Here is a 21,856-nt window from a genome sequence, read left to right as displayed (position 1 = left end):
GGGGGCTGGGTCTCTGTCCCCGCTTGAACGGCCCTCCGGTTCACCAACCAACAAGAGGGCCCGCGTCGGGCGACTCAGGAGCCAGCGACGAGCTTCGCGCCGAACGCCTTCAAGCGCTCACACGCCTTCACCAGCTTCTCCCTGGGAATGGAGAACACGGCGCGCACGCGCTCGGGGTCCGAGCACCAGGGCCCGCCGTTGAGCACCACGTGCGTGTGCGCGTAGACGATGCGCGGCAGGTTCTCCGGCGTGAGCGTCTCGCCGTCGACTTCGCGTCCCAGCCAGGCCGTCATGCGCGGGGCCAGGAAGAGGCCTCCCGCGTCGCCTCCCTCCGCGCGCGCATCCCCGGGCAGCGCCTGCGCCAGCAGCTCGCGCTTCTCCGCCAGCTCGCGCCGCATCTTCGTCAGGAAGCCGCGCAGCGAGCGGTGCCGCGCGCCATAGAGGAGCTGTCCATCCGGGCTGCGCGCATAGGCCGCGTACAGGTACGCCGCCGCGCGCGCGGTGATGAGGTGCAGCACGCCCGGGCCGCCGTCGCGCACCGCCGAGGCCAGCGCCCTGTCCCGCGTCGCCAGCCACCCCACGCGCAGCCCACCGGCGGCGAACTCCTTGGACAGCCCGCCCAGCACCACGGTGCGCGCGCCCACGCCCGGCACCGCGCCCTCCAGCGTCACCGGGCTGTGCACCGTCTCCGCCGTGGGGCTGGTGAGGTTGACCAGCCCGAAGATTTCATCCGACACGAGCAGGCAGCGCTGCTCCACCACGTAGTTGGCCAGCGCCACCAGTTCCTCGCGGGCCACGTAGACGCCGGTGGGGTTGGCGGGCTGGGAGATGACGACGGCGTCGGGGCCACTCGCCCCCTGGCCCCTGCGAGAGAGCAGCTCCGCCAGCGTCCCCTGCTCCACCTGGCACCCGGCCGAGACGAACGTGGGCGGCAGCACGCCGTAGCAGGGCGTCACCACGAAGACTCGAGGCGCTCTGCCCAGGCGCTTGCGCAGGGCCACGCCGAAGAGGTGGATGAGCGGCCAGACGCCCGGCGCCATGACCAGCTCCTCGGGTGAGTACCGCGCGGCGCGCGTCTCCAGGAGGAAGGCCGCCACGGCCTCGGACAAGCCCGTCTGCGCCCCCGTGTCGAGCGGCGCGGCGGCGGCGGCGATGAGGCCCTCCACCAGCGGCTGCGGCAGCGGGCCTTCGTTCTCTCCGTAGTCCAGCCGCACCAGCTCCGCGTCGTCCTCGCGGAACACCTTGGGCGCGAAGGCGGGGAAGCCCGACAGCGTCTGGATGCGGGAGGAGCGCGGCAGCGGCACCACCGGCACGCGGCGCGGCCCGGGCGGCTCCGGCTCCGCGAAGGAGATGCGGAACGACAGCAGGTCCGCGAACGTGCGCTCGTAGAACCACTGCGCCAGCGTGCTGATGCGCGAGTACGTCACCTCCGCCGCCACCTCCAGGTCCGCGCGCAAGGGCTCCGGCACGGGGAGCAGCAGCGTCAGCTCCAAATCCGGCCACACCGCGTTCTTCACCAGGCCGTAGAGCACGACGAGGTTGGGGGAGTACGGCTCGCGCGCCAGGAACTCGAACAGCGTGAGCGGCTCCACCTCGCCGGTGATGTTGAAGAAGGCGCTCTCGTCCAGCACCACCCAGATGCCGCGCTTGGCCGCCTCCGCGATGATGTCGCGCAGCACGGACAGGTTGGTGCGCTCGCCCTTCTCCACCGTGAGCAGCACCATCTTCACGTCGAACGCGGACAGCAGCCGGCGAATCTCCTCCAGCGTCGTGTGCGTCACCGTGGCGCGCACGCCCGCCTTCTCCAGCGCCCGCGCGTAGAGCGGATGCAGGTTGCGCGACACCAGCACCTCGTCGCCCACGTCGCACGTGGCGAGCAGCAGCGAGTACACCGCCTGCTCCCGCTCGGGCGCGACGAACAGCTCCTCCTCCGCGAGCCTCAGGCCGAAGTAGCGCTCCAGGTAGCGCACCACCTGGCCCCGGAAGGACGCATCCCCGGCCTCGTGCGCGTACGGCAGCAGCGGCCCCTTCGCCAGCCGGTGCGACAGCGCGGAGACGAAGCCGAGCTGCTCGGGCGACGCGGCGCCCAGGTCCAGCTCCTCCTGGAGCGTGGGGATGCCCAGCTCGCGCAGGGACTGACGCAGCGCCAGCGTCTCGCGCGGGCGCGACAGGTGCGCCTCCCAGACAGCGACTTCGTGCCACACCGCGTGCCCGGACTGGAGCCAGCCCAGCGCGGTCGCCGCGCGCAGCGGCTCCGGGCTGCGAGCCTCCATGAAGAACTCGAACTCGCGCCCGGTGCGCTGCTCCAGCGCCACCAGCGGACGGATGTCCGTGTCCGCCGCCTGCCTCACGCGCCGGGCCACGCGCACCCGCGTGGTGAAGCCGCGCCGGGTGAACATGCGCTCGATGATGGGGCGGCCCGGACGGCCCGCCAGGTTGAGCAGCAGCTTGCCCGTGGGCGCCAGCCGCTCCGGGGCCTCGTCGAGCAGCCGCGCGATGAGCCCCAGGCCGAAGTGGTCCTCGTACACGTTCTGCAACGTGCAGTAGTTGGAGAGGTCATACAGCGCCTGCTCGTCCGCCTGCGACAGCTCGCCCGGGAGCTCCTCCGTGCGCAGCACCTGGGGGATGCAGCCCACCACGAAGTCCCAGGCGGGGTCCGCGGGCACGCCGCGAAGCAAGTCGCTCTCCGCGAAGGAGAGGCGGGACACGAGCGACTCGTCGCCGTTGAGCCACGCGTTGCAGCGCGCGACGACGGGCGAGTGCGGGTTGAGGTCCGCGCCGTGGATGTGGGCCAGCTTCGTGAACTTCGCCAGCGCCAGGCAAATCCACCCCGAGCCCGCGCCCACCTCCACCAGTCGCTTGCCGGCGTACTCGTCCAGGGGAACGCTGAGCAGTCCCTCCAGGAAGGTATAGGCCCAGGACTCGGGCGCGAAGATGGAGGGCAGCAGGAACAGCTCCAGGCGCTCCTGGGACGCTCCCGCCGCCACCGTCACCGTCACCAGCCGCAGGGGGGCGGACTCGGGTTGCTCCCGGGACAGCTCCGCCAGCTCGCGCAGCTCCACCCGGGCCCGGGCGCGCCGCTCCGGGTGGGCCAGGTCCTCCGACAGTGCGCGCAGCAGGTGGAAGGCCTCTCGGGGGGAGGAGGGATAGGTCGGCATGGCGCGCGGACTGTCCCGGGCCCACCGCCCTGTGTCAACGCGCGCGTGGCGTGTGGACGCAACCCTTTGGCGCCGTGGCTCCAATCAAGGTTCGGCCACTCGTTCGTAATAGGGAATGTGGTGGGTGGGCAGGACGGGAAGGGACGGCTGGAGACGATGAAGTCGGTCACGCTCGTGGACAGACCCCGTGGTGGAGAGGGGGCACTGATGGAACTCAGCTTCTGGTCGCCGGCCAGGTCCGGCATGCAGGGAATGATGAGCACCCAACCGATGCGAAACAGGGTCTTCCGGGACCCCGTGCGTGTCCGGTGGGAATCGCAGCCCTGGCGTCGACAGCTACGCAATCCGGAGGAGTACGAGACGCCGGTGTCGCGCTCGGCGCTGGTGAAGGCGCTGCAGGACGAGCACCTGGACGTGGACGCGGAAGTCGCGCGCTTCGCGGGAGTGGGCGAGGACGCCGACTGCATCAGCATCGCGCAGGTGGTGCGCTTCGCGGACCTGCTGGTGCGGCGCATGACGCTGGCGGAGTCGGATGACCAGATGCTCCAGCTCGCGCATCTGCGCCGCAACGCCGAGGACCTGGCGGAGCGGATGATTGAGTGGGCCAACATCGGCCGGCTGTAGCGAGACACGCTGAGACATTCCCGTCCTCGCTCGATGAAGAGGACGGGAGGGGGGACCGGTGGAGCAGCGGTGCGGACTGGCTTTCGCGCCTGTGCTTCACCGGGGTAGCACTCGGGACGGCCGTTAGCGAAGTGCTCGAAAGCCTCAAGACAGGCGAGCAGGCGACTCGCGCGGGGCCTCACCTGGAGCGCCATCGTCCACCATTGGCCGTTCGCCCCAGGGTCGGCCGGGTTCGTCCCGCCATGGGAGTGCGAGTGTCTTGACAGAGGTGGAGGAGCGCTGCTCTCACGGGGGCATGTTCTCCTCGCTCGTCCTCGCCGCCGCGCTGGCGGCTGCTCCTGCTCCTCGCACCGCCGCGTCGGCCCAGACGGTCGTCCACATTCCCAAGCTGGATGCGCTGACGGGGCTCTCCGCCTTCCTGGAGCGCGCGGGCACGTATTCCGCGCTGCTGCGTCCTTCAGCGTGGCGCGCGGAGCTGCACCCGTTCCTCACCATCGACCCGACGCGGCCGGAGACGCTCACGGCGGTGGGGCTGGATGTGACGGGGCCGGCCACGGTGTCGCTGCGCGTGGACGGCCGCGTGTCCTGCATGCGCGTGTCGGACGCGAAGGTGTTCCAGCAGAAGGCGGCGGAGGCCATGACGGAGGCGGGAGGCGCGGAGGCGAAGTCGGTCACGTCGAAGGGCGTGACGACGGTGAGCACGACGCGCGACGCGGGCGGGGCGATGGGCTACGCGCTCAAGGGGCAGGAGGTCTGCGCCTACGGAGCGACGGATGCGGGTGCCGCCGCGCTGCTGAAGGAGTCCGTGCGACTGGTGGGCAAGGCGCCCGCGCCTGACGCGCGACTGAGCAAGGTGACGGGGGTCGCGTTCCTCGCCACGGGCGAGACAGTGCTGGGGCTGGATGGCGCGGCGAGCGCGCTGAAGGTGGATGGCACGGCGATGAAGCTGCCGCTGCCGCCCTTCCAGGCGAAGAGCAACAGCCCCTATGGCGCGATGAAGCCGGAGGGGTTGCTGTTCTCGCGCGTGGCGGTGGCGCCGGCGGGCCTGGAGCAGGCCGTGGGCTCGCTGCGCGCGACCATCCAGGCCGCCTGCGCGACGTGTCCCAAGGAGCAACTGCAGGCCTCGGCGGACGCCGTGGCAAAGCAGCTCACGGGGAACATGCTGGTGAACATGAGCAACGTGCAGGTGCGTGGCTCGCTGCGGACGCAGGAGGCGCGCTTCTTCGCGGTGAAGCAGGCGCTGGCGGCGGAGGTGAAGGATGCGGCGGCGGTGAAGCAGGCGCTGGCGCCGCTGGGCGTGCTGAATGGAGTGAAGGTGCTGGAGGACGGCTGGGTGCTGTCGGTGAAGGGTGGAAACGTGTTCGTGCGGCAGAAGGGCAAGCACCTGGTGGTGGGCAACGACGACACGGTGATGCAGGCGACGATGGCGGCGCTGCCGGAGACGACGGCGAAGCTGGAGCGCGCGGCGGACTTCGTCTTGGACCCGAGGCTGCTCGCGCGCGGGCTCTCGCAGGTGTCACTGGCGGACGTGATGGCGGACGAGAACCTCGCCGCGCTCTTCGCGGTCAGCTCCGAGCTGGGCCCGTTGCTGACGCGCAGTGAGCGAATCACGGGCTGGCTGGACAGCGCGCCCGGAGGCGCCCACCGCTTCGTCTTCGACTGGACGCTGCTGCCGGACGAGGTGCGGTAGCGCGCGGCACAAACGGAGGCTAACGCGCCGCCACGGCCCGAAACACGGCTCCGTCCAGCGACAGCCGTGTCGCCGCATCGACGAGTTGCTCCGTGGCGATGATAGGGCCACCCTGTCGAGCGCGTTGGGACGAGAGGCTATCCTCGCCTCGCCGTACCCACACCCCAACACGACAACGAGAAGACTTCATGACCCTGACGACACAGCCTCGACGGATGGCGAAGCGGACCGCGCTCGCGCTGATGGTGCTGGCCCCCGTGGCGGCCGGCGCGGTGAGCCAGAAGCTGCGCTACAAGTTCGACGCGGTGGCCAACCCCGTCACCACCGTGGTGGACGACAGCGGCAAGGGCCGCACCGGCACCGTGCAGACCGCGAACGGTGCCACCGTCGTCCCCGTGACGGGCTTCGACGGCCTGGGGGTCAAGTTCCCCGCCGTGTGTGACGGAACCGGCTGCCCCCTCGCGAACGTCACCACCCCCGACCACACCAGCCTCAATCCCGGCACCGCGCTCTTCACCTTCGGCGCCCGCGTGCGCCTCACCCTCGCGGACCTCTCCTCCGTCCACGGCTCCAACCTCGTGCAGAAGGGCCTCGCGAGCACCGCCCAGTGGAAGCTCCAGCTCGATGACGCCGTGCTCGGCAAGCCCAGCTGCGTGGTCCGCACCACCGGCGGAGCGGACGTCATCATCGTCAAGTCGTCCGTGGGCGTCGCCGATGGCAGCTGGCACAAGGTCGCCTGTCAGCGCACCAGCACCACGCTCACCATCCTCGTGGACAACATCGCGCGAGGCAGCGCGCTGCTCCCGTCCACCTACGACATCAACCCCGTGGGCCAGCCCGTCAACGTCGGCGCCAAGAGCGTCGGCAACAACAACGACCAGTACCACGGCGAAATCGACGACGTTTACTTCAACATCGACTGAGCCACGCTGACGCCCAATCTCCGTCGAGCCTCCGAATCACATCCACCTCGGAGGCTCGACCTTCCGTCACGCCGGCCGCTCCTGCCGCCAGCGCCGCGCATCCCGCTCGGCACGCTCCTCGCGCGTCTGCACCAGCGTCATCCCCCGCTGCACGTCATCGACGTCGAGCGTCCCCACCAGCCGCCCCTCCGCATCCACCACCGCCAGCAGCTGCGCCGAGTTCTCCGCCAGCTGTCGCACGGCCCGCCATCCATCCTCATCCAGCCGCACCACCAACACGGGGCTCATCACCTCACGCGTCAGGCGATGGATGCGGTCCGTCTCCGACACCGCGCGCACCGCCTCCACGTCCACCAGCCCCACCGGCCGCCCGTCCTCCGTCACCGGCAACACCGTCTGCCGCTCACGCCGCAAATCCCAGAGCGCCTGCTCCAACAGCGCCCCCACCTCCACCCCCGCCCCGCGCGGCGTCATCAACTCCGACACCGACACCCGCTCCAGCAGCGCCTTCATCCGCACCTGCCGCGACTCGCCCTCCGCCCCCATGTAGATGAAGAAGGCGATGACGAACAGGAACGGGTTGAAAGACACCACCCCCCACAACGCGAACAGCACCGCGAACCCACGCCCCACCAGTGACGCCACCCGCGTCGCCTTCACCGCTCCCATCCGCCCCGTCAGCACCGCCCGCAGGATGCGCCCGCCATCCATCGGGAACGCCGGCAGCAGGTTGAACAGCCCCAGGAACAGGTTGAGGCTCGCCAGGTAGAAGCACGCGAACCGGAGGTTGAACGACGTCGTCCCCTCCACGCCCCACGTCGCCAGGCCGAACAGCCCCGCCAGCGCCAGGCTCGTCAGCGGCCCCACCAGCGCCATCAGCGCCTCGTCCCGAGGCCGGGGCGGCGCCTCCGACAGCTCCGACACCCCGCCCACCATCATCAGCGTAATCGAGCGCACCTGCCCGCCCCGCGCCAGCGCGTAGAACGTGTGCGCCAGTTCGTGGACGAAGACGGACGCGAACAACCCCACCGCCACGCCCAGCCCCCACACGATGGGAAAGCCCATCAGCTGCTCCGGAGGCACATTGGCCACCTCCGCCGCCCGCCGGAACGCGCCGCCGAACAGATACGCCAGCAGCGGCAGGACCAGCAGCAGCGAGTAGTGGACGCGGATGGGGATGCCCCGCAGCGAGCCCAACTTCAACGCACCTCGTGACTCGCGCATCGTCGCCTCCTTGCTCCCCTTCAAGCTCCATCCCGCACCCGATGCGCGCACGGTGCCGGGAATGACTCGTTCGCCCGTCTGCCTCCTGAGTGTCCGCTGTCCGGGCCTCCCGACCCCCACGATGTCCACCCACGAGCACCCCACCACGCAGCGCGCTCCCGCTCCGCGAAACGCTGGCTACCGTGCTCCCGCTCGGTCCCTGGCCGAGTCCCCCCTTTCCCCGGAGGACCCCGTGCACAACCCCCTCACGCTCGCGCGCGAAGCCTGGAGAATGGTGCGAGTGCTCCAGGACCCCCACCGCCTCCAGGACATCATCGACCTGGCCCGAGTGCTCGCGCCGCCCACGGCCATGCGCCGCATGGTGGAGCGCCTGATGCAATCACCCGTCACCGCACGCGCCTTCATCGAGCGCCCCCGCGTCGGACTGCTGCCGCTCGTCCGGATGCGCACGCTGCCCGAAGGCACCCTGGGTCGCGCCTTCGCCGACCACCTCACCGAGAACAACCTGGACCCCAGCGCCCTGCCCTACCGCGAGGCCCACACCGACGAGGACTACGTCCGTGCCCACCTGCTGGAGTCCCACGACATCTGGCACGTGCTCACGGGCTTTCGCACCGACGTGGCCGGAGAGCTGGGCGTCCAGGCCTTCAGCTTGGCGCAGCTGGGCAGCCCCTTCGCGTTGGGCATCCTCACCGGGGGCATGGCCAACACCCTGCTCTACGCCTTCTCCGAGCGCGACGCACGCATGCAGGCCCTCACCCGGGGCTGGGTGCTGGGGCGCCAGGCGCGGCCCGTGTTCGGCACCCCCTGGCGCGAGCTGTGGGAGGTCCCCCTTGTTGACGTTCGCCAACACTTCGGCCTGGACCTGGCCGCGGTGGACGCCCTGCTCCCCGCCCCGGCGCCCCCGGTGAAGAAGGACCCCTCTCGCAGAGCGGCTTGACGCGAAGCCGGACAGCGCGCGAGCCGCCCAATCGTGCTAGAGGGCGGCCCATGGACGAGACCTCCGAGAAGGACCCCCTCCGCGCACGCCTCCAGCAGATGGAGAAGCAGGCCGAGCTGGGTGGCGGTGCCGACCGCATCGCCAAACAGCACGAGGCCGGCAAGCTCACGGCCCGCGAGCGCATCGACCTGCTCCTCGACCCCGGCTCCTTCACCGAGCTGGACAAGTTCGTCACCCATCGCTCCACCGACTTCGGCATGGGCGACAAGAAGATTCCGGGTGACGGCGTCGTCACCGGCTACGGCACCGTCGAGGGCCGCCAGGTCTTCGTGTTCGCCCAGGACTTCACCGTCTTCGGCGGCTCGCTGTCCGGCGCCTATGCCCAGAAGATCTGCAAGATCATGGACATGGCCACCCGCGTGGGCTCGCCCGTCATCGGTCTGAATGACTCCGGCGGCGCGCGCATCCAGGAAGGCGTGGAGAGCCTCGCGGGCTACGCGGACATCTTCCTGCGCAACACCCTGGCCTCCGGCGTGGTGCCCCAGATTTCGCTCATCATGGGGCCGTGCGCGGGCGGCGCGGTGTACTCGCCGGCGATTACCGACTTCATCATGATGGTGAAGGACACCTCGTACATGTTCATCACCGGCCCGGACGTCATCAAGACGGTGACGCACGAGGAGGTGTCGAAGGAGTCGCTGGGCGGCGCGCTGACGCACAACCAGAAGTCCGGCGTGGCGCACTTCGCCGCGGAGACGGAGCAGGCCGCCATCGTCATGACGCGCGAGCTGCTCTCGTTCCTGCCCTCCAACAACCAGGAGGACCCGCCGGCCCAGCCGTGTGATGACGACCCGTTCCGGGCCGAGGAGTCGCTCAAGACGATTGTCCCGAGCAACCCCAACAAGCCCTACGACATCAAGGACATCATCAAGGCCGTCGTCGACAACAAGCACTTCTTCGAGGTGCAGGAACACTTCGCGCGCAACATCGTCGTCGGCTTCGCGCGGATGAACGGCAAGAGCGTGGGCATCGTCGCCAACCAGCCCGCGTTCCTCGCCGGCGTGCTGGACATCGACGCCAGCGTGAAGGCCGCGCGCTTCGTGCGCTTCTGCGACTGCTTCAACATCCCGCTGATTACCTTCGTGGACGTGCCCGGCTTCCTGCCCGGCACCGACCAGGAGTGGGGCGGCATCATCACCCACGGCGCCAAGCTGCTGTACGCCTTCGCCGAGGCCACCGTCCCCAAAATCACCATCATCACCCGCAAGGCGTACGGCGGCGCGTACGACGTCATGGCGTCCAAGCACATCCGCGCGGACATCAACTACGCCTACCCCACCGCGGAAATCGCCGTCATGGGGCCCGAGGGCGCGGTCAACATCATCTTCCGCAACGAGCTGCTCAAGGCGCAGGACGCCGCCGCCGAGCGCACGAAGCTGGTGAATGACTACCGCGAGAAGTTCGCCAACCCCTTCAAGGCGGCGGAGCTGGGCTACATCGACGAGGTCATCCGGCCCGAGGAGACCCGCACCAAGGTCATCCGGGCGCTGGAGATGTTGAAAGACAAGCGGCAGGAGAACCCGCCGCGAAAGCACGGGAACATCCCGCTGTAGACTCCTTCCAGGCCCCTGGATGCCTGCTCTCCGTCGGCTGGAGAGCAGGCAGGCTCAGGCGATGCGGGAAATTCTCGTGCGTCGCGCGGGCTTTCAGGTGGCCAGGAAAGGAACCCCCATTTGTCCCACCGCCGACTGCTTCTCTTTCTCGCCGACGTCGAAGGAAACCTCACCGCCGTGCGTCAGACGCTCAAACGCGTCTGCGAGGCGGTGGACCTGCCAGTGCCGGAGGTGAAGTGGGTGGAAGCCCCTCCGGAGGGGCTGGCCGAGACGGGCTGGCACGCCGCCGAGGTGGCCCTGCCCCCCGCCCCCGGTCGCAAGGCCCGCAAGTCCGAGCAGCCCTTCCTGGAGGAGCAGCTGGACGCCATGTCGCAGGCGCTGTCCCAGGACTTCCGGGAGCGCGTGCTGGGCATCTTCGTGGACCGGGAGCACAGCTATGCCCGCACGTGCGTGAGTGGCCCGGGCCGCCCCGCCAAGGCGGTGGAGGGCGAGGTGCTGGACGTCATGCGCCAGGCTGCTCGCTGGCTGGACGTGGAGACGGGCTTGCTGGCACGGATGTTCGGGGGTGGAAACACCGCGCGCAACCTCCTGGCGGCGGCGGTGGACTTCGGCGGAGAGACGAACGCCCCTCCCACGAAGCCCCCGGAGCCGGACGATGATGACCGGTTCGTCGAGGCCAAGCTGACCCAGGCGCGCGCCTACATGGAGCAGTACCGCACCGCCCGGAAGTAGGTCCGCGACAGCCGGCGAATCACCGCGCCCTTCCGGACCGTGAGGACACGGAAGGGCGAAGAGCGAGGCCGCGTGTCACCCGTGACGACGACGCGCGGCGCGCAGGAACACCGCGCCCGCGAGGAGCGTCAACAAGCCCAGGTTCGAGGAGCCGGCGGGGACGCCGCAGCCGCAGCCCATCGTCTCCTCCGCAGGTGGAACGCCCCCGGGCAGTGAGCCCGCGTCGGAGTTCCCCGGGCCCGCGTCGGGAGAAGGACCGGTGCCAGCGTCCCCTGCTCCCGCGTCGGCACCGGCGTCCGGGTCATTCGCCCCCGCGTCGAGTGAAGGACCGGCATCAGGCCCGGTACCGGAGTCCTGAGGCGATGAGCCCGAATCCGCGTCAGGTGGAGTTCCCGCGTCGAAGGCCCCTGCGTCCTGAACGCCGGCGTCGGGCTCACCCGCATCCGTGGGAGCTCCCGCGTCGAGGCCTCCCGCATCCTGGGCGCCAGCATCCTGCTCGGTACCCGCGTCTTCCGTCCCCGCGTCTGGCGCACTGCCCGCATCAGGTGTGGGCACGCACACGCCGGACTCGCAGGCGCCGCCCGCACATACACTTCCGTCCTCACGCTCCGGATTCGAGCACACGCCCGTGGAGGGATTGCAGCTTCCCTCCGAGTGGCAGACATCGCTCGCGCCGCACATCACCGGATCCGCACCCGTGCACGCACCTGCCTGACAGGTGTCGCTCTGCGTGCACGCATTGCCATCATCACAAGCGGTCCCATCCGCGACGGGCTCGGGCGGAGAGCACACGCCCGTCTCGGAATCACAGACTCCCGCCCGCATGCACGGATTCGGCGCCGTGCACACCACGGGCTCCGCGCCCTTGCAGACACCGGACTGACACGTGTCACTCAACGTGCACGCGCTCGCGTCGACACACGCGGTTCCATCTTCCGCGAGCGCATCGTCGGGGCACGCCACGGCCTGCCCACCACACGTCTCCGCGACGTCACATGCATGCGCGGCGGGGCGGCACTCCACACCCGCACCAACGAAACCATCCACGGGACACGCTACCCCCACGCCGTCACAGGCCTCCGCGACGTCGCAGCCCCCCGCCACGGGACGACACACCTTCGCCACCTCGGCGCGGACCGCACCACACACACCATCCGCTCCCGCGCCCGCCGCCACACTGCAGGCCTGACAGTCCGTCCCAGCGCCCCCACCACAGTACTTGTCGCAACACACACCATCGACGCAGAACCCACTCTCGCACTCATTCCACAGCGAACAGGGGTTGCCAGTCGGCAAGAGGTCCGACACCAGCCGGGCCCGGATGCGTGGGAACAATCGATAGTCGCTGTAGGCGACCAGGAACCGCCCCGGCTCGGAGGAAGCCGCCGCGATGCGCCCCGCGCCCAAGGGCGCGTTGTCGGTGATGAGGAACGAAGTTGCATCCACCGGCACGACCTCCGGCGTGAACCGGCGCCCGTGAAGCATGACCTCCGAGTAGCTCACGTAGTCCCGATTCCACACGAGCAGATATCGCATCCCATCGAAAGCCAGGGTCGACTGGAGCGGGTGGACCGGCGCGGAGGCCAGGGGAATCCTCGCCGGTGTGAGCGCCACGCCATCCGACGCTCTCACCCGACGCCCCTGAATCGTTCCGTCCGCGAAGCGCTGGTCCTCCCAGGCCACCAGGTAATGGCTCCCGTCGAACGCCACGGTGGGAGACACCTCGCCCCAGGTGTCCGTCGCCACCGCGATGCCAGACGCATCCAGCACCACGCCATCCGACGCACGCACCCGCGCGCCATAGACATCCGACAAGTTCGAGACGCGCCGGTCCTGCCAGACCACGAAGAACTGCTCACCCCCAGAGACCACCACCGGGCTCAACTGGTCCGCCGCCGCCGTGGACACCGCGATGCCCTGCGGATCCATGGCGACACCGTCCGAGGCGCGCACCCGCGCGGCATAAATGTCCGAATAGAGCCCTCCCGTGCGGAAGTCGGTCCACACCACCAGGTAGTAACCCCCGGCGAAGCTCACCAAGGGGGCCCGCTGGTCGCGCACCGCCGTGGAGATGGGAATCATCGTGCCGTCGAGCACCACCCCGTCCGACGCCCGCACTCGGACGCCGAAGATGTTGCTGCTGTCGGAGACGGTCTCAGACCGATGCTGGAAGACCACCAGGAACTGGCTCCCATCCGTCGCCACGCTCGGCAGCTCCTCCAGGCGCGCGGAGGTCGCGATGAGCAATGGCGGGTCATCGAGCACCACCCCATCCGACGCCCTCACCCGAGCGCCCAGGATATCGGAGACATTGCTCCGCGCGCGATTGTCCTGCCACACCACCAGGTACGTGCCATTCGCATAGGCCGTCGCGGGCGCCTGCTCCGCGCTCACGTCCGCGGAGAGCATCTGCTCGGCACTCAGCATCCCCCCGAACACGTCCAACAGCGCGCCGGAGACCACGCTGTGAGACGTGGGACGGGTCTCATTCCACGCGACGAAAAAGGTCCCTCCCCTGCCGCTGGCCAGGGCAGGCATCTTCTCCTGGTCACTCACCGACGAGGGCTGTCCCACGGTCCGCGAGCCTCCCACCACTCCGTCGCGGCCCACCCTCGCGACATGGATGTCCGTGACGTTGCTGGACACCGTGTGCTGCCACGCCACGAGGAAGCCATACTCGGCCGAGGCGACCGTCCCTCCTTCCTGCCGGTTCGCCGCCGTCGAGATGGCCAGTCCCGTCGGGTCCAGGACCGTCCCGTCCGGGCGCACGCGCGCGGCGAAGATGTCCGGGTTGCTGGAGCCGTTGCGGAAGTCCGTCCAGACCACCAGGAACAGCTCCCCGTCGAAGGCGAGGTTCCCTTGGGCCTGGATGTTCGCGGACGTGGAGATGATGAAGCCGCTGTTGCCATCCAGCACCGCCATGTCCGACGCACGGACCCGCGTGCCACGGAGGTCGCCGTTGGTGAAGGTGACCAGGTAATGGCCCTGGGCGTACGCCACCTGGGGCAGCCAGTGGTTGGTGGCGTTGTATCCCCCCGCGATGAACCGACCTCCCACATCGAGAATCGCGCCATCCGAGGCCCTCACCCGCGTGCCACGGACATCCGGGGTGTTGTACATGCGCCGGTCGTCCTCCCAGACCACCAGGTAGTCCGTACCGTTCGAGGCGATGGCGGGCCGGCGCTCGTCTCCCACGGACGCGGAGAGAATCAGGTGCATCGGGTCGAGCAGCCGTCCATCCGCTCCCCGCACACGCGCCCCCTTCAGGTCCGAATAGGGCCCGGTCGTCGAGCTGACCTGGGAGTCCTCCCACGCCAGCAGGAAGTCATTCCCGTTGGAGGCGACAGCGACGAAGCGCTGGTCTCCCGTCCCCAGCGCCAGCGCGAGGCTCCCCACGTCCAGCACCTGTCCATCCGATGCGCGCACCCGGGCGAACAGCAGCTCGTCCTGGGTGAAGATGCGGTTCTGCCAGGCCACCAGGTAGACGCCCCCGCCAAAGGCCACCGCGGACTCCGTGTTCGACAGCGCGTTGGGCACCGGCAGCGGAACATCCAGGTCGATTTCCGGAGACACCACGGGGTCCAGCACCGCCGGCCACGCCGAGCCCTCCAGCACCCGCGCCGGCACCCGCATCACCAACGCCCTGGCCTCGCGCACCGTCTCGACGTCCGTCCTGCGACCCGCCGCGTCCACCCACGTCGCACGGCCATAGCGCGCGCCCAGCCGCGTCACCGGGTCCACGAAGTGGTGCCCGTGCTCCGTCACGCCCGCGTACTCCAGGCCCTCCACGGCCACGCGGATCTCCAGGTCGCCCGTGCCCTCGGGCTGGGTCGCCCACTCCCAGCGCTGCTCCACGCCGACGTCGCCGTTCTCCAGCACCTCCACCACCGGCCCGCGCGCCAACGCCAGCGCGCCATCCTTCCGGACCGAGGCCTCCAAGCCCTCCAGCAGCGACCGTCCACCGCGCGACACCTCCACCGTGCGCACCCTCAACGGCGCGCTGGTGACAGGCCGTGCCGTCACCTTGCCCGGCGCACGCGAGGCGTCAGCGGGCGACGCGACACCTTCCACCAGATGACGAGGCACGAGCACCAGGGAGCCATCAGGCTCCACGCTCAGGGAATAGGTGTCCTGGTCCCCCGAGAAGGCCCCCGTCTTCCCGGCACGGAACGCGCGCTCCGCCCGGCGAACCACCGCCTGGACGTCCAGGGGAGGCGAGACGGCCGCGGTCGAAGGCGGCGGCGACTCCGAAGCCAGGGGCGGGTCGGACTGCCTGCAAGCGGACATGCTCAGCCACACGGCGAGCAGGGCCCCACCTCCCAGCGTGAAGAGCCGGGAGGGAACGACGGACGAAGAGTGCATGAAGAGTGTTTCCTGTACGGCCCCGCCGTTGAGCCTACCGCATCCCCGGGACGCCCCACGAGCCACGCCGGGGGTGGGTTGCCCCCGTCCCAGGGGCCCCGGGATGACCCCATCCAACCCACGCAAAACGGGTCGGCCCGTGGTAGACGGGCGGCCATGCCCAAGATCCGCAAAGTGCTCGTCGCCAATCGCGGCGAGATCGCCATCCGGGTGATGCGCACCTGCAAGGAACTCGGCATCGCCACCGTGGCGGTGTACTCGGAAGCAGACCGCTCCGCCCTGCATGTCCGCACCGCGGACCAGGCCTTCTTCGTCGGGCCGCCGCCCTCCCGCGAGAGCTACCTGGTCCAGCAGCGCATCCTCGACGCCGCCAAGGCCTCCGGCGCGGACGCCATCCACCCCGGCTATGGCTTCCTCTCCGAGAACGCCTCCTTCGTGCGCGCCTGCGAGGCCGCCGGCATCACCTTCATCGGCCCGCCCGCCGCCGCCATGGACGCCATGGGCGAGAAGACCCGCGCCCGCGCGAACATGATGAAGGTCGGCGTGCCCGTCGTCCCCGGCACCACCGAGCCCATCGCCACCGAGGCCGAGGCCCGCGAGTACGCGCAGAAGATTGGCTTCCCCATCATGCTCAAGGCCGCCGGCGGCGGTGGTGGCAAGGGCATGCGCCGCGTGGAAGGCATGGGCGACTTCGAGTCCGCGTGGCGCTCCGCCAAGAGCGAGGCGCTCAACTCCTTCGGCAACGACGCCGTCTACATCGAGAAGTATCTCGAGAAGCCACACCACGTCGAAATCCAGGTGTTCGCCGACACGCACGGCAACGTCATCCACCTGAACGAGCGCGAGTGCTCGGCGCAGCGCCGGCACCAGAAAGTCGTGGAGGAGACGCCCAGCCCCATCCTGACGCCGGAGCTTCGCGCGCAGATGGGTGAGGTCGCGGTGAAGGCGGCCAAGGCCGTCAACTACGTGGGCGCCGGCACGGTGGAGTTCCTGGTCGACGTGCACCGCAACTTCTACTTCCTGGAGATGAACACCCGCCTCCAGGTGGAGCACCCGGTGACGGAGTGGGTGACGGGGCTGGACCTCGTCGCGCTGCAAATCAAGGTCGCCGAGGGCGAGAAGCTGCCGCTGCTGGAGGCGCCCACGCCGCGCGGCCACTCGATTGAGGTGCGCGTGTACGCGGAGGACCCGTCGCGCAACTTCATGCCCAGCCCGGGAAAAATCACGTACCTGCGCGTGCCGGGCGGCCCCAACGTCCGCGACGACTCGGGCGTGTTCCCCGGCTACACGGTGCCCAACTTCTATGACCCGATGATTTCCAAGCTGTCCGTGTGGGCTCCCACGCGGCGCGAGGCGATTGCCCGGGCCCAGCGCGCGCTGTCCGAGTACGTGGTGAAGGGCATCACCACCAACATCCGCTACCTGCGCGCGATTCTGGCGCACCCCGAGTTCATCGAGGGCGACTACGACACGGGCTTCCTCGGCCGCGAGCACACCACGCTGCAAGGCGTGGAGGACCCGAAGCTGAGCGAGATGGCCCTGCTGGCCAGCGCGGTGTACGCGCACCAGCGCGACACGAAGCGCGCCAAGAAGATGCCCGGTGGCAAGGCGGACGCGGCCGACGCGAGCAGTGGACGCATCAGCCCGTGGCGCCTGGCGCTGCGCTCCCGCCGCCGGTAACCCCACCTCCGAGTTCACGAGACTTCCATGCGCTATTTCACGAAGCAGCAGGGGCAGAAGGAAGCGGTGCCGGTGGACCTGGAGGCCCTGGGGGGCGACAGGTACAAGCTGACCGTCAACGGCGTCACCTACCAGGTGGACGCGCTGGCGCTCGAGCACGGCACCATGAGCATGCTGGTGGACGGCCAGTCCTACAGCGCCGAGTTCGAGGAGAGCGGCGACGAGGTCGGCGTGCTCCTGCGCGGCCAGGTCAGCCGCTTCGACGTGGCGGACGAGCGCCGGCTGCGGCTGCGCGCGGGCACCGCCGCCTTCTCCGTGGAGGGCAAGCAGCTCGTCACCGCGCCCATGCCCGGCAAGGTGGTGAAGGTGCTGGTGAAGGTGGGCGACGAGGTGAAGGAAGGCCAGGGCCTGGTGGTGGTGGAGGCCATGAAGATGGAGAACGAGCTCAAGAGCCCCAAGGCGGGCAAGGTGACCGAGCTGTTCGCCAAGGAAGGCACCACCGTGGAGAACAACGCCAGGCTGGTCATCGTCGAGTAGCGGCCTTCGTCGGGAGCGGCGCGCCTGTTGCTCGCGCGCCGCCCCCAGGCACCCAGGCCTCAGCGGTAGTAGGGCGACAGCGCCGCGGTGATGCGGGCAATCAAGTCCGCGGTCTGCAGGCGGTCATCCGCGCCCAGGGACGGAAGCTGCGCGGTGAGCGTGTCCCGAGCCGACGCCAGCGTGGAGTACGAAGCCAGCGTCTGCTGCGCCTTCAGGATGTCCACCATCGTCCTGCGCGCCGCGTAGCCACGCACCCCATCCGTGTTCAGCAGAATCGCCTGCACGTCCGTGAGCACCGCGGACAGCAGCGCCGTGGCGTTGGACGGGTTCGCGGAGAACACGCCCCGCTCCGCCGCCGGGTCCAGATACAGCCGGGACAGGAGCCGACGCGCGAGGTCATCCGCGCGCTGCGCATGGAGCGCGGGCGCCCCCGGCGGCACCACCAGCGGAGGCCGCACCGTCTGCAGCGCGAGCTGGTACGCGAGCAACTGCGTCGACGCGCTCCCCGCCCGGACGAACTGGAACACCGAGTTGGCGTTCGTGTTGAAGAGGTACGCCAGCCGCGGGTACGTCGCCGGAGAGGCGGCCATCAACTGCGCCAGCGCCTGGTGCAGGGCGGGCACGTAGAACTTCGTCAGCGGCTCGTCGAAGCGGTCATACCGGTTGCACGTCGGGTCGACGCGCGTGTCCGGGTCCGTGCAGAAGGGATACGTGGGCAGGTCCGGTGACAGGCCATAGAGGTAGCGCACCGCCTGCACGTCATACGGCCCCGGCATGTCGCCGTACACGTTGTCCAGGTCCGAGGTGTAGTCCATCACCGAGCTGGAGCGCCGTCCCGTGGCGCTGCCGTCATAGATGTTGGAGCCCGCGAAGTTGTGGCGCAGGCCCAGCGTGTGGCCAATCTCGTGCAGCACCAGTTGGGTGAGGTGCGCCTCCACCTTCTGCTTCTTGGTGAGCGGCGTGCCCGGCGGCGCCAGTCCGGCGGTCTCGGTGCTGGCCACCCGGGCCTCCTTGCGCATATCGCACAGCGCCTGTCCGCCCATGCCGGACCACGTGAGGCGCAGCGGGTGCACGGGCCGCTCGGCGGCGAGCGCGTCCACGTCCCCCTCGAAGTCCAGGTGCGCCGTCTCCAGCCAGATGTTGCTCATGTAGACGCTGGCGCCCCGCACCTCGCCGGTGTTCGGATTGGAGCGCCAGTTGGCGAAGGCGAACGGCGTCCACGGGTCCGGGTCGAAGATGAGGTAGTTCTCGTCGTCGTCGCCGAAGTCGCGCGAGCCGTCCGCCACCACCGCCTCCAGCGCCTTGAAGCCGAAGGCCGTGTTCCAGTTTTCAATGCCCCGCTTCACCGCGCCCACCACGTCGTACTCCTGGAAGCGCGGGTCATTCTGCACGGTGTGGATGCTGGAGGTGATGTTCCAGCGGATGGGCGTCATGCCCGGGTAGATGGCCCACTTGGAGGCCACCTGCTCCGTGTAGCTGCCCGTGTTCGGAATCAGCTTCTCCTCGCTCAGGAAGTAGTGCTCCACGTCCGGCGGCGGCGTGGGCACATAGCCCGGGCTCTCCTTGTAGCGCCGCAGCGCCACGCTCAGCGTGCCCGACGTGCGGAACGGGTTCTCCTCCAGGAAGAGGGGGGCCAGGTCATCGGGCAGGTTCGAGTAGCCGGTGAAGACCTGCTCGAAGGTGACGCCGTCGGCGATGGGCCGCAGCCGCTGCGCGAAGCTCAGCTCCACCTGGAAGTGGGCCTGCAACAGGCTCGCGTTCAAATCCCCCATCACCCCGAAGCGGTTGAACCCCGCTGTCGGGTCGATGAGCACGTACTTGTCCGAGCTCCGCCGCCGGTTGAACGGCGCATGGTCCGTGACGATGGGGTACGCCTCCACCAGGACCTGTGGCTCGAACACGTCGCTGATGACCTTGCGGTCATCCACGTCCAGGACGAACAGCTTCCCGTTCTGCTCCTTGAAGCTCACCACCCGCGTGCCCAGCGAGCTGGCCGCGTTGTAGTAGACGCCCCCCGGGTGGTTCTGCGTGAGGTACGCGGACAGGAACCACCGCTGCCCCAGCTCGCTCTTGCGGATGGCCAGGTAGAAGCTCGTCCCCGAGTCCTCCACCACGCCCTCCAGCTTCTGCTCCGCCTGGCGCTTCACCTCCGCGCTCACCGTCCGGGGCACCGCGACGAAGGCCCCGTCCAGCTCCTCCGCCGCCCCCTCCTCGGGAGGGTCCACCTCGACGGCGGGTGCCCCTCCGGTGTCACCACAGCCCGGCCCCCACAACAGCGTCAGCAACAGGGCCCCCAGCAGCGAGCCCCTCGGCAAGACCTTCCGTTCGCGCATCGTGCATCTCCGGTTCCAGGTTCCAGGGCGCGTGGAACACACACGCCCTGTCCGGAGAACGACGCCCCCTCTCCAACTTCCCGGCCAGCCCACCCCGCCCCTGGATACCCCTCACCGGACAACCATCTCCCCCACCCCATCGACAAGAACCGGAACGCGACCTTGCGACAAATGAATCCCAGTCACTTTTGTATCTTGGAAACCCCTGACTCGACCCATCTGGAGGGACTGATGTCGCCGGAGCGCGGCTGACGAACTGGGGTGGCCTGGAGGCGGGACTCGAGGAGCAGGCCCATCGCCTGCCCGCTTTAATCACTCCCGTACACTCGCAGTACGAACGGCGCTCCAGTCCCCGTCCTGGTTTGTTTGCACGCAAACCACATGGCAGAGTGGAGCGTCATGAAGTCACTTCGTCGGAGAGTCCTGCTCGCGGCCCTGGGCACGGCGCTGTCGGCGTGCGCGTCACGGCCCGCGCCCCCGGTTCAGCACTACACGTTGGGAATGTCCCGCGCGGACTACCGCGACTATGGCGGCGCCAAGTCCGACCCGTGTGACGCCGAGCAGCGCTGGCTGAATGACGAGCTGACGGCGGTCAACGGCCTGTTGGCGCGCTTCATCAACGGGACGGAGCAGCTCTCCAATCCACGGGCGCTGGAGCACGCGCAGCAGGTGGAGCTCTTGAAGGAGGCCCAGGCCTCGCTGCCCAAGGTGCTGGACGTCCACGAGGGAAACCTCCGGGGCCTGGCGCGCTGTGGCTTCAAGGACAAGGGCGCCTTCCCGGAGATTTCGCGCCGGGGTCAGGAGCTGCTGAAGGAGGCGCGGACGCGGCTGTCCGAGTCCGACGCGGTGCTCGCGGCCGCGGCCGTGCGGGCGGCCCAGGAGAAGTGGAAGGAAGAGACGCCCCAGCGCGAGAGCACCGCGCGCGGCACGTGGTGCACGGCCAACCCCAAGGTGGGCGAGGCGACGGTGTTCTACGCGCGCCAGGGCCTGGCGGGCGACACCACGTGGCACTTCTGCGACGGGGCCCGCGTGGAGCAGCGCGCCGGCGCGGAGCCAACCTTCGTGGAGCCGGAGGACCTCAACCGCAAGGACCGACGGAAGGTCCAACCGCCCCGCTACCTGGAAGCCGCCGCCCACTTCCCCGCCGAGGAAATCGACCGGCCGCCGGATGGAACCGCCCCGAAGAGCGCCTCACCGGCGCCGTGACGTTCTAGAGTCCTGGACTCCACCGGGCGCCCCGCAACCCAGGTCGCCCCCCTCCCCAGGGCTCGCCGTCATGCGACACGCCGCCACCGTCGCCTTCGCGCTCCTCTTCTGTCTGCCCGCGCTCGCCGCGAAGCGCCAGGGCACTTGCGAGGTCCGGGTGATGGGAGGCGTGCAGATGGCCTTCACGGGCCAGGGAGGGACCCAGTCCGCCACCTCGGACCACTGGGTGTCGCCGGAGGAGCTGAGTCAGCTCCTCGCGAAGGTCGCCAGCAAGTCCAAGAAGGACCCCAACAAGACTCAGGCCGCCCTGGCGAAGCAGGCGGCGCGCGGCGCGGGCCTGGTGGGTCCCCTGTCCCTGCACTGCATCAGCGCCTCGGACGGCGCGCTGGGCAGCCTCAGCATCCTCCCCGGGACGAACACGAAGGAGAGCATCCCCTTCAAGCCGGGCACGTACTCGCTCGTCACCTTCGAGGAGAAGCGCGGCCAGCTTCCCGTGGCGCTGCGCCTCAAGGGCATCAACTACATGCTCACCGAGCCGGGCGTGCTGGTGCTCACCCGCTTCGACAGCACCGGCGTCGCGGGCACCTTCACCTTCAACGCCCGGACGCACGAATCGGCGAACAAGCCCGGCGTCACCGTCCGCAACATCCGCGTCGCGGGCAGCTTCGACATCCCCTGCGGCATGAAGACGCGCGTCTGTCGCTAGGCGCAATGCTGATCAGTTAGGTAGCCCTTGCATGGGGCTACCAAGCTGGTTGAGGGTGTGGCGATCTCGCTCTTGGAGATCGCTACATGGGGCTGGCTCAGGCCGTCCAGGGCGCCGCGTTGGTGGCT

Annotated in this window: 14 protein-coding genes; 10 read left to right on the top strand and 4 right to left on the bottom strand. The window is 69.5% G+C overall.

Annotated features, from left to right (window positions below):
* Positions 1 to 74: 74 nt before the first annotated feature.
* Positions 75 to 3,158, bottom strand: a complete 3,084-nt coding sequence (locus LZ199_RS07705; protein WP_253993002.1) for an aminotransferase class I/II-fold pyridoxal phosphate-dependent enzyme — start codon at positions 3,156 to 3,158, stop codon at positions 75 to 77.
* Between the two features lie 270 nt (positions 3,159 to 3,428).
* Here LZ199_RS07705 and LZ199_RS07700 point away from each other — a divergent pair, with 270 nt between their 5' ends.
* The 3 genes from LZ199_RS07700 to LZ199_RS07690 all read left to right on the top strand — a co-directional run bounded on the left by LZ199_RS07700 (position 3,429) and on the right by LZ199_RS07690 (position 6,395).
* On the top strand, positions 3,429 to 3,782 hold the full coding sequence (locus tag LZ199_RS07700; protein WP_253993001.1) for a hypothetical protein: 354 nt from the start codon (positions 3,429 to 3,431) through the stop codon (positions 3,780 to 3,782).
* Between the two features lie 268 nt (positions 3,783 to 4,050).
* Positions 4,051 to 5,472, top strand: coding sequence for a hypothetical protein (locus tag LZ199_RS07695; RefSeq protein ID WP_323389427.1), 1,422 nt, complete (start codon positions 4,051 to 4,053; stop codon positions 5,470 to 5,472).
* A gap of 188 nt (positions 5,473 to 5,660) precedes the next feature.
* Positions 5,661 to 6,395: a laminin G domain-containing protein gene (locus LZ199_RS07690; RefSeq protein ID WP_253993000.1), complete on the top strand. Its 735-nt coding sequence runs from the start codon at positions 5,661 to 5,663 to the stop codon at positions 6,393 to 6,395.
* A gap of 66 nt (positions 6,396 to 6,461) precedes the next feature.
* On the opposite strand, the gene LZ199_RS07685 is transcribed toward LZ199_RS07690, so the two are convergent.
* Entirely contained in the window at positions 6,462 to 7,619 is a 1,158-nt protein-coding gene (locus LZ199_RS07685) for a site-2 protease family protein (protein ID WP_253992999.1), read from the bottom strand.
* Positions 7,620 to 7,851: 232 nt separating this feature from the next.
* Here LZ199_RS07685 and LZ199_RS07680 point away from each other — a divergent pair, with 232 nt between their 5' ends.
* The 3 genes from LZ199_RS07680 to LZ199_RS07670 all read left to right on the top strand — a co-directional run bounded on the left by LZ199_RS07680 (position 7,852) and on the right by LZ199_RS07670 (position 10,904).
* Positions 7,852 to 8,559 carry a Coq4 family protein gene (locus LZ199_RS07680; RefSeq protein WP_253992998.1) on the top strand — a complete coding sequence of 236 codons (708 nt, stop codon included), beginning with the start codon at positions 7,852 to 7,854 and terminating at the stop codon, positions 8,557 to 8,559.
* A gap of 50 nt (positions 8,560 to 8,609) precedes the next feature.
* Positions 8,610 to 10,172 carry an acyl-CoA carboxylase subunit beta gene (locus LZ199_RS07675; RefSeq protein ID WP_253992997.1) on the top strand — a complete coding sequence of 521 codons (1,563 nt, stop codon included), beginning with the start codon at positions 8,610 to 8,612 and terminating at the stop codon, positions 10,170 to 10,172.
* Positions 10,173 to 10,292: 120 nt separating this feature from the next.
* The gene (locus LZ199_RS07670) at positions 10,293 to 10,904 is read left to right on the top strand and encodes a hypothetical protein (RefSeq protein ID WP_253992996.1); all 612 of its coding nucleotides are present in this window, start codon (positions 10,293 to 10,295) and stop codon (positions 10,902 to 10,904) included.
* A 75-nt stretch (positions 10,905 to 10,979) separates the two neighbouring features.
* On the opposite strand, the gene LZ199_RS07665 is transcribed toward LZ199_RS07670, so the two are convergent.
* Positions 10,980 to 15,266, bottom strand: a complete 4,287-nt coding sequence (locus tag LZ199_RS07665; RefSeq protein WP_253992995.1) for a hypothetical protein — start codon at positions 15,264 to 15,266, stop codon at positions 10,980 to 10,982.
* Positions 15,267 to 15,422: 156 nt separating this feature from the next.
* Between LZ199_RS07665 and accC the strand changes: the two genes are divergently transcribed.
* Together accC and LZ199_RS46650 are read left to right on the top strand one after the other, a co-directional pair.
* Complete coding sequence (gene accC, locus LZ199_RS07660; RefSeq protein WP_253992994.1) at positions 15,423 to 16,946, top strand: acetyl-CoA carboxylase biotin carboxylase subunit; 1,524 nt, start codon at positions 15,423 to 15,425, stop codon at positions 16,944 to 16,946.
* A 27-nt stretch (positions 16,947 to 16,973) separates the two neighbouring features.
* Positions 16,974 to 17,483 (top strand): biotin/lipoyl-containing protein, encoded by a 510-nt coding sequence (locus LZ199_RS46650; RefSeq protein ID WP_323389344.1) that lies wholly within the window; start codon positions 16,974 to 16,976, stop codon positions 17,481 to 17,483.
* Positions 17,484 to 17,542: 59 nt separating this feature from the next.
* Here LZ199_RS46650 and LZ199_RS07650 read toward each other — a convergent pair whose 3' ends face one another.
* Entirely contained in the window at positions 17,543 to 19,816 is a 2,274-nt protein-coding gene (locus LZ199_RS07650; RefSeq protein ID WP_253992993.1) for a zinc-dependent metalloprotease, read from the bottom strand.
* Between the two features lie 399 nt (positions 19,817 to 20,215).
* Here LZ199_RS07650 and LZ199_RS07645 point away from each other — a divergent pair, with 399 nt between their 5' ends.
* Complete coding sequence (locus tag LZ199_RS07645) at positions 20,216 to 21,022, top strand: hypothetical protein (RefSeq protein ID WP_253992992.1); 807 nt, start codon at positions 20,216 to 20,218, stop codon at positions 21,020 to 21,022.
* 70 nt (positions 21,023 to 21,092) lie between these two features.
* The gene (locus LZ199_RS07640; RefSeq protein WP_253992991.1) at positions 21,093 to 21,728 is read left to right on the top strand and encodes a hypothetical protein; all 636 of its coding nucleotides are present in this window, start codon (positions 21,093 to 21,095) and stop codon (positions 21,726 to 21,728) included.
* Positions 21,729 to 21,856 lie beyond the last annotated feature (128 nt).

Origin of the sequence: Myxococcus qinghaiensis (assembly GCF_024198215.1) — a bacterium.
Classification (GTDB): Bacteria; Myxococcota; Myxococcia; order Myxococcales; family Myxococcaceae; genus Myxococcus; species Myxococcus qinghaiensis.
Note: the sequence above shows the minus strand (reverse complement) of the source record. Positions and strands in the feature narration are given on the sequence as shown.